This window comes from Burkholderia theae (assembly GCF_048565265.1).
In the GTDB taxonomy this organism is placed as follows: Bacteria; Pseudomonadota; Gammaproteobacteria; order Burkholderiales; family Burkholderiaceae; genus Burkholderia; species Burkholderia theae.
This window is the reverse complement of record NZ_CP183462.1, coordinates 2,794,587-2,807,134: the sequence shown is the minus strand read 5'-3', so window position 1 is coordinate 2,807,134 and position 12,548 is coordinate 2,794,587. Positions and strand designations below refer to the sequence as shown.

Sequence of the window (12,548 nt, the reverse complement as noted above, 5' to 3'; positions counted from 1 at the left end):
GTTGCACTTGCCGCGACTGCATGCGCAGCCGAAGGCACGACGCGTGTGAAGGATCTGGGCAAATTGCGTGGCTGGCGCGACAACGCGCTGGTCGGCTACGGCATCGTCACGGGCCTGGCGGGAACAGGCGATTCGCCGACGAATGCAACGACGCGGCAGGCGCTGTCGAACGTGTTTGCGCAATTCAATCTGACCGTCCCCGCGTCGCAGGTTCAGAGCCGCAACGTCGCGGTCGTGATGGTGTCGGCCGAGATGCCGCCGTTCGCGCGCGCTGGCGATGCGCTGGACGCAACGGTGTCCTCGGCCGGCGACGCCCGGAGCCTGGTCGGCGGCACACTGCTTGTCGCGCCGCTCAAGGCGGCTAACGGCCGAACGTATGCGCTGGCAGAGGGCGCGGTCGACGTCGGTGGATATCGCTACGACGCCAACGGCAACGTCGTGCAGAAAAATCACCCGACTGTCGGCTCGATTCCGAACGGCGCGAAAGTCGAAGTGGGCGTGACGGCGCAGATGGTGGCTCCCGATCAGACCATCACATTCGATCTCACCTATCCCGACTACACGACGGCGAGCCGGATCGCGGCGGCCATCAACGCGAAACTCGGTGCGGGTGTCGCGCGCGCGCGCGATGCCGAGGGCGTCGAAATCCTGGTGCCGAACGATCAACGTGATCAGCTCGTATCGTTCGTGTCGCGCATCGAGGCGGTTGGTGTCGAGCCGGACCGCCGCGCGCGAGTGGTGGTCAATGAACGCACGGGCACGGTCGTATCGGGCGGGGATGTCCGCATCTCGCCGGTGGCGATTTCGCAAGGCGATCTGAAGATCTCGATCTCCAGCTACAACAGCGTATCGCAACCGATCGGCATTTGGGGCGGCCATTCTGGTGTGCGCACGGCGCTTGTCACGAATTCGACGATCGACGTGGACGAGCAACTCGGTCCCGGCTATGTCGCGCCGAGGAGCAATACGGTTGCCGATCTCGTGCAGTCGCTGGCGCGACTCAAGACGAATACCCGCGATGTGATCTCGATTTTGCAGGCAATCAAGGCGGCAGGCGCACTGCACGCCGAGCTCGTGGTGCAGTGAACGATCAACCGGAGAACGCAGTGACGGAAGGAACGGAGGCGATTACAAGCGCAACACTGGGGTTGGCGCTGGATGCCGCGAGCCTGCGGCAGCAGGCAATTGCCGCGAACATCGCGAATGCGCAGACCGATGGATACGTCCCGCTGGGTGTCGATTTCGAGCGGCAATTGATTGACGCACGACAGACGTGGGCAAGTTCCGGCAGTGTCGATGCCGAGTCGTTGCGCGGCGTGGCGCCGCGTCTCGTGCGTGTTGCGTCGCAGGACGGCATGCAGTCTGGACTCGACATGCAGGTTGCGGCACTGGCGCAGAACGGCGTGCATTTTCAGACGTTGTTGAAAGCATTGTCGAAACACTATGCGTTGCTGGAAGAAGCGGTCAGCGACGGCAAGAAGTGATTCCTTGAGGAGATGTCCGATGGACTATCAGCAGGTATTCGCGATCAGCTCGGCCGGCATGACAGTCGAGCGTACGCGCGTGGACGTTGCGGCGCTGAACCTCGCCAACGCCAACACGATGCAGGGCGGCGGCGGTGTTCGTTATCAGCCGTTGCGGGTCGTCGCTACGAGCGTGCCAGCATCGGGGGCAACCGGTACGTTTTCAGCACGATTCGACGCCGAGATGGCACGAGCGCAAATCAACGGCATGCCGGCCTTTAGTACGCCGGTCGCGGTCATCGTGCCAGGCGAATCGTCGCCCCGTCGCGTCTACGAGCCCGACAATCCGTTCGCCAACGACAAGGGATTCATCGAGTATCCCGGCGTCAATCCGGCGCAAGAGATGGTCGGAATGATGGGGGCGATGCGCGCGTATGAGGCCAATGTCGCGGCGATGAATATGGAAAAGACGCTGGTATTGCGCACGCTCGATATCGGTGGAGGGCAATCATGACCGGCATCGATGCGATTACGGCCGCCGCGACTGCTTCCGCGTCCCAGGTATCGGTCCCCAGTATGGAGGCAGGCACTATCCAGACCGCCGGTGCGCAGCCGTCTGCATCGTTTGGCCAGTTCGTTGGCGACGGGGTGGAACAGGTGAATCAGGCGCTCCTCGCATCGCAAAGCGATTTGCAGTCCCTCGCGCTGGGGAATGCACAAAACCTCCACCAGATCATGATGCGCCTTGAGGAAACCCGCCTTTCGTTCGAGCTGATGATGCAGGTTCGTTCACGCGTGCTCGAAGCGTATCAGGATGTGATGAAGATGCAGATCTAGCCGAGGATTCGATGCGCGGATATAAAGCGGCGGCCCGGTATGGCCGTGACGTACGAGATACCGGTGGGAGTGCGACTTGATGCAGCAATGGTGGAACAAACTGGGTGAATCGGTCGGCGGCGCGGCGCGTGCTGGCCTGATGGCGGCTGTCGTTGTCGTTGCCCTGTTGATGGGCGGTAGCGCCTATTGGCTGCTGCGGCCGACACCGCAGGTTCTGTTCGGCGATCTTTCACCGCAGGATACGGCTGCGATGACGGCGGAGCTGGACAGAATGAAAGTGCCGTATACGCTCGCGGAGTCTGGCGGTGACGGCGGCACCAAAATACTCGTCGACGGGGCGGACGTTTATAAAACCCGCATCAAGCTGATGGGGAAGGATATTCCGCTTCACGGCGCAGTAGGCTTCGAGTTGTTCAACGGCAGCGACTTCGGCATGACCGAGTTTGCGCAGAAGATCAACTATCAGCGCGCATTGCAAGGCGAACTGACGCGCACCATTCTTTCGCTGGCGGAGGTGCGCGACGCGCGTGTGTTGCTCGCATTTCCCGAGCAGAGCGTGTTTCGTCAGCCGACCGGTAGCGCAAAGGCGTCGGTGACGCTGACGCTCAAGCAGGGCCGGGAACTCGGCGCCGATCAGGTGGCAGGTATCCAGCGGCTCGTTGCCGCTTCGGTTCCGGGCATCGTCGCGCAGAACGTGACGATTGTCGACCAGAGCGGGGTTGCGTTGACGAGGTCACCGGTCGATGCCGACGCAGGCTCTTCCGGATCAGCCGTGCTCGAACTGAAGAAGGACGCCGATCGCTATTTTTCCCGAAAGGTCAACGACGTACTTACCCAGGCGCTCGGCGCGGGGCGCGCGCTCGCAAGCGTCGACGTGACGCTAGATATGGAGCGCATGCAGAGCAGTCTCGACGAACCCGTGTCGCCCGTCGGCCGCACGGGCGTGCCGACGGGGGTGGTCGTGCGTGAACATGAGACGAATAGGGGGGTGCCGCTGCCTGAAAGTAATCGTGCTGGTGGAGATAGTGCGGATACTGGCGGAAGCGATCAACGCGACGTCGAATATGCGATCGGGCATCGCATCGAACAAGTTGTCAGTCAGCCAGGATCGATTCGGCGCATCCAGGTCGCGGTGGTGGTCAACTCGCCGCTTGCTGCGGATCAGATCGATCACTTGCAGAAAGTGATCGCGGCGAGCGTCGGTGCGTCCACCGAGCGCGGAGATGTCGTCGTCATTCAGACACTGGACGCATCTTTGTCACCGGCGTCTTCGGCGGGAATTGCGACACCAAGCGGACTCGAGGCCGTCCCGGTTACCAATCGCCGCGCGACGGATCCTGCGCGTGCGCCACGCGGCATGGAGAGTGCGTCGATTATCGAAGCGGTCGTTGCGGGTCTCGCGGTCGCCATTGTCGCTGCTTTGCTGTTCGGGATCGCACGTCGACGCGGAGCACGCGCCGAGCACCCCCGATATGGCAAGCCCCTGACCGATGAACAGCGCGCGGCTGCGCTTGCGCAATTGCACGACTGGTTGCGCAGCGGCGGACCGGATCTTCAGCCCGCGGGCGCGTTGCCGGGCCAAAGTAGCGTGGCGGGCAACATGCAGCAATCTCACGCGAAAGGAGATGGCGGTGCGGGAGTCCGGCATGGATGATGGCCTGCTGATCGGAGCGCTTCCTGCGGCCGGCGACGATGTCCGGAAAGCGGCGTTGTTGCTGCACACGCTGTCAGGAGTGGATCGTGACTGGATGCTCGCCAGACTTCCGGCGGAGCATCGTCGGCTGTTGCTCGATCTTGTCGAAGAGCTGCGTGAACTGGGTATCCCCCCTGCCCGTTCGCTGTTTGATGCGGTGAAAGACGATACTGCAGCCAGCCGTTCATCAGCTTCCAGACCGGCCGACGGCAGTTGGGAGGGATGGTGCGCCGAAATCGATCGGGCCAGCCCGTCCGCGGTATGGCCGATCTTGCGTGCGGAGCCGGAGCAATTGATTGCGCGTGTGCTGTCATTGCATGACTGGAGCTGGGCGACCGGAATGACGCAATGGCTTGATCCTATGCGGCGTACCACAGTACGGGTGCTGCTCGAGCGTATCAATGCGTCGGAATATGAGGACGCACAGGCGCTTAACGTGTATCTGCTGTCAAGGTTAGGCGCACGCATCCGTGCGTTGCCGGCCGAGGTTCGCCCGTCTGACCGGGTGGCCGTGGCGGGCAAACCGGTATCGCAGCGAGCGGCTTGGCAGTGGTCGATCTTCGGCCGTCATCGGGAGCCAGGTCGATGAACCGGACCAGACGTGGTGTGTTGCGGGGCGTCTCCGTTGTGCACGACGCCCATGTGCTGCTTCGACCGGGCGCAGCAACGCAGCTGCGCGGCGAGACGATGCCGACCGGAGAGGTCACGGGTCGTTCATCTCCGAATTCGTCGGATAGCGTTGGGATGCCGTACGCGCGCGAGCGGGAGGACGAACGGGCAAGCGGTATCGCGGACGGTTACCGGGAAGGATTCCAGCAGGGTCATGACGAAGGAAGAGCGACTGGTCTGCTGCAGGGGATGGAAGAAGGCCGGGCGGAAGCATTGACCCGAGCCAGGCAGGAGGCGGAGACGCGTGAACAGGTCGAACGCGTCGCACATGCCGAGCAGGTCGATCGTTTCGGGATGTGGCTGGGAGAGATCACCGCCGGCCTGACGCACCGATTGAGCGAATATGCGCGCCGGTCCGAGGACGACATGATCGTGCTATGTCATCGCGCGTTGTGCCGTGTATTCGGTGAAACCGTGGCCCATCGGGACAGTGCGGCGTTGATCGTCAGACAGGCAGTCGCGGAGTATTGCGCTGTCGATGTGGCCAGTACGCTGACAACGCTATTGACGGTGCGGGTGCATCCTGCAGACGTCGAGCACCTGGAGTCGGACGTCGAGCTGGCATTGGCGATTGAGCGCCATGGTGTGCAGCGTGTGACATGGGTCGGCGATGAACAGGTCGCCCTGGGGGGCTGCATGGTCGACGCCGATCACGGCAGGCTCGATGCGCGACTCGAAACGCAACTGACCGCGCTGACTGCATTGCTGTCGCGCAGTGTGCCTCCCGCCGCCGCGGAGGACGCATGAATCGCGATCGCATGGATCGGATCATGGAAAACGGAGAGAGCGCCGGCTCGGCCGTCGCGCGCGCGATCGCTGGGCTTCGCACCGCACCGCTCACGATGCGTATGGGTATCGTGCGAGGCATTCAGGGTCTCGCGGTTGAAGCTTCCGGGCCGCGTGTGCGGATCGGTGAGCTGTGCGCGATTGTGCCGCCCGGCGCCGCGCTGACTCCCGATGTCCGGGCGTTACTGGTCGATCAGTCCGAGGAGGCTGGCCCCAGTGTCGCCTCCCGTATGCCGATACTTGCTGAAGTCATCGGCATTCAGCCGTCGCATGTCATGTTGATGCCGTATTGCGATATACGCGCCGTGATGGTTGGCAGCACCGTTGTCGCTCTCGGAGATCGTTCGGAGATCGGTGTCGGTGACGAACTGCTGGGCCGCGTGATCGACGGTTTCGGTCTCCCGTTGGACGGCCTCCCGGCACCCGCCACGCGAGCTTCCCGTGCGGTGCAGGGAGCGCCGATCAATCCGATGGAGCGCCCTGGCATCGACACCGTGCTGGAGACTGGGGTGCGCGTGATCGACGGTCTGCTGACGATGGGTCGCGGCCAGCGCGTCGGCATCTTTGCCGGGAGCGGCGTTGGCAAGAGCACGTTGCTCGGCATGATTGCCCGTCATGTGCGTGCCGACGTCAACGTAATCGCCCTGATCGGTGAGCGAGGCCGTGAGGTGCGGGATTTTATAGAACGGCAACTGGGAGAAGAGGGCTTACGCCGGTCGGTCGTCGTGGTTGCGACGGCTGATCAGCCCGCGCTCGGCCGGATTCGAGCCGCACACGCTGCATTTGCGATTGCCGAATCGTTTCGAGACGCTGGCCGGCAGGTCGTGCTGACGGTCGATTCGATCACGCGTCTCGCGATGGCGCGCCGCGAGGTTGGGTTGTCCGCCGGTGAGCCGCCGACGGCGCGAGGCTATCCGCCGTCGGTATTCGCGGAACTGCCGCGGCTGTGCGAGCGGTGCGGAACCGCATCGTCCGGCGGGGCGATTACCGCGTTGCTGACCGTGCTGGTCGAGGGCGACGACTTCAACGAACCGATCGCGGATACCTTGCGCGCGGTACTCGACGGCCATATCGTCTTGTCCCGCGATCTCGCGAATGCAGGCCGTTATCCGGCCATCGACGTGCTCAAGAGTGCGAGCCGGCTGCTGACCGAGTTGACTGGTCCTGCCGAGCGCGAACTGATCCGTGAAGCCGTGCGCTTGCTGGAACTGCTCGAACGCAATCGCCAAATGGTGGAGCTGGGCGCCTACGAGCGGGGTACGAATCCGGTGCTCGACGCGGCGCTTGGCGTGCAGACGGAACTTGAAGGCTGGCTGCGCCAGCACGACGGAGGAGAGCCGAGACGACAGGCGCTTGATGCCTTGCGCGCGATTCTGAGGTCGCGAGATACCGATGCAACAGATTCGGACAAAAGCAGTCGCGCGTTTTCGATACGTGGCGCGGCGTCTCACGCGAGGATCGTGTCATGACTGTCGATCTCAGAGGGTTCCGATATCGACTGGAGCCTGCCCGCCGGCTGGCCGACTGGCGACTTGCGTCGACAATTACCCGCCTCGGCGAACTGCAGCGGGCCATCGACGATGTGACGCGGCGAATCGTCGATTTCGACGCTGCTTGCGAGGCACAGGCTCAGCGACTCGCAAGCTGGCTCGTGGCCGGATGTGATCCATCGGGCTATGCATCGGGCCTGCAATGGATGGCCAGACTTCATGGTGAACGGAATGCTGCCCGGGCTGCAAAGGATGAACTGCTGGAACGTCGCCGTCGTGTTCGAAACGAACTTGCGGTGCAGCAGGCGAGGGTAGATGCATTCGGTGCGCATCGGGACGCATGCGAGACGGCCTATGCGAGTGAGGAAGCATCGCGCGAGGCCGCGGAGGCCGACAAGGACTGGCTCGCGCGTGTGGCGTTGCGGGCGCAGAACGTCGCTCGAGGAAGGTCGTATGGAAAATGATCGCGTGCTGCTGTCGATTCCGCTGGGCGCCGCGCAGGCGGGAAGTGCCGGCGCGCGTCGGCAGACGTCTGCCCCGACCGGCGATCAAGCGTTGGCATGGCAACGTGAGTTGGCGCAAGCGCAGGCTGGCGGATTCGCGTCGTGGTTTTCGCCGGTCGTCCCGCCATCGCATGATGTACCGGATACCGGAACACCGGCCGATCATGCGTTGAGCATGAAATACGCCGGATCGTCAGGACACGCGCCGATTGCGGAATCCGGCCGGGATGTCCGGTCCGTGCAAGCGTCTGCGGGGCGCGTCGATCTCGACGACTACCCCGCACCTCGGCTCGACACGTCTGCGGCGTTGCCGATCACGGGAAATGTGCCGGCACCGCTTGCCCCGGTCGCCATATCAACCGCTGGTACGCCATCGACACCCTCTTCGTTGCAGACGTGGTTGACGACGTCCCTCGGGACACCCGTCGCGCATGCCGGTTCTCCGTCCGAAACGCTACGCACGGCAGTACGTGCGACACCTGACGACGATGGCGCGGAACCAGAACCACTCCAGTCATCAGAGCCGCAGCGCGGCGTGCCGAGGTCTCCGGATCCGATGCGCGTTTATGCCGAATGGAGCGAGGACGGCGTACGCGTATGGCTTGGCGCCGATACCGAGCGACTGGCGGACGTTGCCCGGGTCGCGCGCGTCTTGCGCGATCAACTCAGGCAGCAGGGAGTCCGTCTGCACGCCGTCGTCTGCAATGGCACAGAAATTCCGCTATGCGACGGAACTGCGGCAGAGGCGACCGCCGGATTTTCCCCATCGACCGATTCGTCTCGTTTTTGAACAGGAGGAGCTATGACGATCACCGCAACGAGTGGCGTGAGCAGCGCAGGCTCGAACAGCACGCTGTCCTTGCAGGACTTTCTGCAGGTCCTGATGACGCAACTCACGTATCAGGATCCGCTCAATCCGATGAACAACGAGCAGTTCATGGCGCAAATTGCTCAGTTTACGTCGCTTGAGGAGACGCAGCAGATGAACACGAGCATCCAGACGCTCGTCAGCAACCAGGCTGCACAGCAGTCGGTCGGGCTCATCGGCCATACCGTCAACTTCACCACGCAGTCCGGACCGCTGTCGGGCACGGTGCAGAGCATCGATTTGTCGGGATCGACGCCGCAACTCAGCATCAAGACGAGCACCGGAGTCGTGAGCGGCGTGAGCATCGGTCAATTGACTTCCATCCAGTGAGGTCGATGCGATGATCGATTCCATCACGATTGCCGAATCCGGGCTGCTCGGTTTCGAGGCAGGACTTCGCACCATCTCGAACAATACGGCGAACCTGAATACCCCGGGCTTCAAGGGTTCGTCGACCCAGTTCGCAGATCTGTTCTATTCGGACAGCAGTCTTGAAAGCGACGGGTCGCCGGGCGTCGGGGAATTCGGGTACGGGCTGAATACGTTGGGTACTACGCTGAACTTCAAGCCCGGACAACAGACGAGCACGGGAAATCCGCTCGACGTTGCGGAAAACGGGCAGGGCTACTTCGTGCTGAAGAACGCCGACGGCGAGCTGCACTACACGAAGGATGGCGAGTTCAAGTTCGATTCGAGCGGCACGCTCGTATCGGCGACGACGGGCGAGACGGTCATGGGCGTCGATGCCAACGGCAATCTCGTTCCCATTACGCTGACGAACCTGGGGACCAATGCGCCGAAAGCGACGACGACCGTGACGTTCAGCGGCAATCTGTCGTCGACTACCACGTCCGATACGGTTAATAACGTAACGGTGATTGATGCCGCCGGGACGACGCATACGTTGAGCGTCGCGTTGACGGCGGTAAGCGGTCAGACCGGCACGTGGAACGTGGCATTGATGGACGGAACGACACAGGTCGGTAAGGGCACGATCTCGTTCAACGGCGGCAACGTCGTGTCGGGCAGCAGCAAGGTTGCGCTGACCTACACGCCGACGGGGGGGCAATCCATGCCGTTGACCCTCGATTTCTCCAGCAACGTGACGTCGTTCGACTCGGGCACGAGTTCGACGCTGGCGTTTGCCACGCAGGACGGCTACGCGTCGAGCAGTTTGACCGGTGAGTCGTTCGATTCGACCGGAACACTCGTTCTCGCGTACGCGAACGGCCAGACGGCCAAGGGCCCTCAGCTCGCGCTGGCGCAGTTCAGCTCGCCGGATCAGGTGCAGTCGATCGGCAGCAACGAATTCGCCGCACAGGGTTCGAGCGGCTGGACGATCGGCACTGCGGGAACCGGCCAGTTCGGCACGGTGGCGGACAGCGAGGTCGAGGGCTCGAACGTCGATCTGTCGACGGAATTCAGCAACCTTGTCGTGATGCAACGCGGCTATCAGGCATGTTCGCAGGTCATATCGACAGCGAGCGACATGCTGAGCACGTTGTTCGGCATCTGGGGGAAGTAGGGTGAACGATACCGATACGCAAACGCCGGGCCGGAAAAGCGGCACCGCGCCCCATCGCGGAGAACTCGTGCCAGCCGAACGTGCACGACGCGACGCGCATCCGGTGCGGGCCCTGCGAGATGCTGCGCGCATGAGCCTTGCAACGACCGCCGACGCATTGCTGGCCTGCTGGTGTCGCGACTGGGGCGTGGCTGCGGATACGCAGCCCGTTTCCGCCCTATGTGTTCCAGCCTGGGATGCACCTTCGGATTCTGCGATGCGGGATGCCGTGTGGCGCCGGCTTGTCGTCGAAGAGTCCACCGTGTCGATCTGGTGGAGCTGGCAGGCCGGCAATTCGAGGCAGGCGGTGCCGGTGGATTCGACCGGCCCGTTCGGCGTTGTGCAGGAGCTGCTGTTCGGTGGTTGCGGTGCCGCGGGCGGTTTGGCGGCAGACACGGCGACTGCCGCATGGACCGACTGGTGTCAGCGAGTCGCACGGCAATGTGGTGCGACTCACGTCACGCAACGGGAGGTTTCCGCGTCCGATGGAGCGCAGGCGCTACCGGGATTCTTCTCAAGGCGCTGGACGGGTGCGGTGTTGCTGCGACTGACCGTCGGCGGGCAGATCCTGTGGCTCGCTCTCAACGCGACGGCTGCCGAAAGCTGGCTGCGCACTGGTGGTTTCGAAACGGCCGCCCCCGTTACTAGCGGCGCTGCACCGCTTACTACGCTGTCAGTGGCGCTCCGCGACGCGAGGGTCAATGTGCATATCGAGCTGCGGCCGGTCGAGATTGCCCTCGGCGATTTGATGACGCTCGCACCAGGCGACGTCATTCATACGCAACATGCGATCGATGTGCCACTGCAGATCCTGGTGAGCACGGTCGACGGTGCGTCGACCGTGCCGCTTTGTCACGCATATCTCGGGATGCGCGACGGGGCGCGTGCGGTCGTGCTTGCGAAGCCCGCTGGTTGAGCCGACACCGCCCTCGAGTTTTTCCGTCACCTTTTCGATTCAGATGAAACATGCTTAACCAGCCAACCAGTTTGATGAACGAACCGTCGCTTGACGTGACCGATTCGACCGATCAACCCGCTCACGCAAATCTCGTGCAACTCGTGGAATTGCCGAAAGGCGGCCACGATGGCGCGCCGTTGCCTTTCGATACCAGTAAGGGGGGCGCGACCGCCAATCCGCTGATGCAGGTCAGGGCGGCAGTGACGGTACGCGTCGGAACCGCGGAGTTGACCGTTGGCGAATTGATGAGTGCGCGCGAGGAACAGGTGCTGCGCCTCGACCAGTCGGTCGAAAGTCCAGTCGACCTGCTTGTCGGCGGCGAGGTCATTGCGCGCGGCACGCTGGTCATCATAGACGGCTGCTTCGGGGTACGTCTGACTGAATTGCCGCGCCCGCTGAAACCATGACCCAGCACGATCTTGCATCGCGTGGCCGACGAGCGGCATGCATTGTGTGGCTAGTCGCGTGGATGGTGGTCGCACCGGGAGCAAAGGCGGCCGAGTGCGCCACACCAGCCGGTGGAGCGTGGCGGCAAGACACTGATCTGCCGGACCGGTCGCACACTATCCGTGCGGCGGCCGCCGTCGTACTCACGCTCGCGGTCGGAACCGTCTGGCTCGTCTCGAGAAAACGCCGTGGCCAGACGGCAGGTTTACGCTGGGTACGCTTCGCGTCGCGCATGACCCGCGTCGGTGGCGGTGGGAATGACGGTGCGGTCGTCAGGCAGTCGTTCAGACTGGGCGGAGCGGCGACCATGCATGTGGTCGCCTGGGGTGAGCGCGAATGGTTGATCGGTTGCTCGGCGGCAGGGCTGACGGTAGTTGCCGAACAGCCCGCGCGAACAGCCGGCGGCGCGGTGCTCGCCGGGGAGGCGCAACGATGAGAGTCGTTTGCTATTCGGTTGCGCGCGAGTTGGTGTTAGCCCTGCTCGTCGTTCTGGCACTTGTCTTGATCGGTTCGCCGACTGCTCGAGCTGAATCGCAGCATGCGGGGCCCGTGGGGGCATGGAGCGTTATTGATGAAATGACCCGGCTGCCGGTCGCCGGTGCAACGAGCGCGCGCACCGGGACGCAGGCGCAGACGCCGGAAGCGACTGCCCAGCCGATTCGCATCGTGCTCGGCCTGACGATACTGGCAATCCTGCCGGCTCTGTTGATATGCACGACATCGTTTCTGCGTATCGTCATCGTGTTGTCGATGCTGCGCCATGCGCTCGGCATGCAGGAAACGCCGCCGAACAGTGCGCTGATCGGGCTGGCGCTCTTTCTGACGTTGTTCACGATGTCGCCCGTGGTGCAGGAGGTCGATCGTGCGGCGTTTCAGCCATTCATGCAGGGGACGCTGTCGATGGAGGGCGCGTACGAGAAGGGCGTGACTCCGATGCGGGCGTACATGATCCGTCAGACGCGCGAGCAGGATGTCGCACTGATGATCGAGTTGTCGAAGGCGCCGTCGCCGTCATCGATCGACGACGTGAGCAACGTGCAGCTCGTGCCCGCGTACATGCTGTCCGAACTGCGCTCGGCTTTCCAGATCGGATTCGTCATATTTTTGCCGTTCGTGCTGATCGATCTCGTCGTCGCATGCATCCTGATGGCGCTTGGCATGATGATGATGCCACCGACGACGATCAGCCTGCCATTGAAGATCCTGATGTTCGTGCTGATAGACGGGTGGAGCTTGCTGTTGAAGGCCCTCATCGGGTCGTTTCATTGAG

General features: G+C 63.1%; 16 protein-coding genes. All 16 read left to right on the top strand.

The window, feature by feature from the left end; genetic code table 11:
• Positions 1-45: 45 nt before the first annotated feature.
• The 16 genes from ACN22W_RS30155 to fliP all read left to right on the top strand — a co-directional run bounded on the left by ACN22W_RS30155 (position 46) and on the right by fliP (position 12,547).
• Entirely contained in the window at positions 46-1,086 is a 1,041-nt protein-coding gene (locus ACN22W_RS30155; protein ID WP_419688249.1) for a flagellar basal body P-ring protein FlgI, read from the top strand.
• Complete coding sequence (locus tag ACN22W_RS30150) at positions 1,083-1,484, top strand: flagellar basal body protein (protein WP_419688248.1); 402 nt, start codon at positions 1,083-1,085, stop codon at positions 1,482-1,484. The genes ACN22W_RS30155 and ACN22W_RS30150 overlap by 4 nt, the downstream gene beginning before the upstream one ends.
• 19 nt (positions 1,485-1,503) lie before the next feature.
• Positions 1,504-1,977 (top strand): flagellar basal body rod protein FlgC, encoded by a 474-nt coding sequence (gene flgC, locus ACN22W_RS30145; RefSeq protein WP_419688247.1) that lies wholly within the window; start codon positions 1,504-1,506, stop codon positions 1,975-1,977.
• Complete coding sequence (fliE, locus tag ACN22W_RS30140; RefSeq protein WP_419688246.1) at positions 1,974-2,300, top strand: flagellar hook-basal body complex protein FliE; 327 nt, start codon at positions 1,974-1,976, stop codon at positions 2,298-2,300. Before flgC ends, fliE begins: the two co-directional genes overlap by 4 nt.
• 79 nt (positions 2,301-2,379) lie before the next feature.
• The gene (gene fliF, locus ACN22W_RS30135) at positions 2,380-3,954 is read left to right on the top strand and encodes a flagellar basal-body MS-ring/collar protein FliF (protein ID WP_419689856.1); all 1,575 of its coding nucleotides are present in this window, start codon (positions 2,380-2,382) and stop codon (positions 3,952-3,954) included.
• Complete coding sequence (locus ACN22W_RS30130; protein ID WP_419688245.1) at positions 3,947-4,582, top strand: hypothetical protein; 636 nt, start codon at positions 3,947-3,949, stop codon at positions 4,580-4,582. Before fliF ends, ACN22W_RS30130 begins: the two co-directional genes overlap by 8 nt.
• A complete protein-coding gene (locus ACN22W_RS30125) occupies positions 4,579-5,409 on the top strand; it encodes a FliH/SctL family protein (protein ID WP_419688244.1) in 831 nt (276 codons plus the stop codon). The genes ACN22W_RS30130 and ACN22W_RS30125 overlap by 4 nt, the downstream gene beginning before the upstream one ends.
• Positions 5,406-6,917 (top strand): FliI/YscN family ATPase, encoded by a 1,512-nt coding sequence (locus ACN22W_RS30120; protein WP_419688243.1) that lies wholly within the window; start codon positions 5,406-5,408, stop codon positions 6,915-6,917. Before ACN22W_RS30125 ends, ACN22W_RS30120 begins: the two co-directional genes overlap by 4 nt.
• Positions 6,914-7,402 carry a hypothetical protein gene (locus ACN22W_RS30115; protein WP_419688242.1) on the top strand — a complete coding sequence of 163 codons (489 nt, stop codon included), beginning with the start codon at positions 6,914-6,916 and terminating at the stop codon, positions 7,400-7,402. The genes ACN22W_RS30120 and ACN22W_RS30115 overlap by 4 nt, the downstream gene beginning before the upstream one ends.
• On the top strand, positions 7,392-8,231 hold the full coding sequence (locus ACN22W_RS30110; protein ID WP_419688241.1) for a hypothetical protein: 840 nt from the start codon (positions 7,392-7,394) through the stop codon (positions 8,229-8,231). Before ACN22W_RS30115 ends, ACN22W_RS30110 begins: the two co-directional genes overlap by 11 nt.
• Before the next feature lie 12 nt (positions 8,232-8,243).
• Positions 8,244-8,639: a flagellar hook capping FlgD N-terminal domain-containing protein gene (locus ACN22W_RS30105; protein ID WP_419688240.1), complete on the top strand. Its 396-nt coding sequence runs from the start codon at positions 8,244-8,246 to the stop codon at positions 8,637-8,639.
• Positions 8,640-8,649: 10 nt separating this feature from the next.
• A complete protein-coding gene (locus ACN22W_RS30100) occupies positions 8,650-9,834 on the top strand; it encodes a flagellar hook protein FlgE (protein ID WP_419688239.1) in 1,185 nt (394 codons plus the stop codon).
• 1 nt (position 9,835) lies between these two features.
• Positions 9,836-10,789 carry a FliM/FliN family flagellar motor switch protein gene (locus ACN22W_RS30095; RefSeq protein WP_419688238.1) on the top strand — a complete coding sequence of 318 codons (954 nt, stop codon included), beginning with the start codon at positions 9,836-9,838 and terminating at the stop codon, positions 10,787-10,789.
• Between the two features lie 50 nt (positions 10,790-10,839).
• Entirely contained in the window at positions 10,840-11,238 is a 399-nt protein-coding gene (locus ACN22W_RS30090; protein WP_419688237.1) for a FliM/FliN family flagellar motor switch protein, read from the top strand.
• Positions 11,235-11,714, top strand: coding sequence for a hypothetical protein (locus tag ACN22W_RS30085; protein WP_419688236.1), 480 nt, complete (start codon positions 11,235-11,237; stop codon positions 11,712-11,714). Before ACN22W_RS30090 ends, ACN22W_RS30085 begins: the two co-directional genes overlap by 4 nt.
• Entirely contained in the window at positions 11,711-12,547 is an 837-nt protein-coding gene (gene fliP, locus ACN22W_RS30080; protein WP_419688235.1) for a flagellar type III secretion system pore protein FliP, read from the top strand. The genes ACN22W_RS30085 and fliP overlap by 4 nt, the downstream gene beginning before the upstream one ends.
• The last annotated feature ends 1 nt before the right edge of the window (position 12,548 follow it).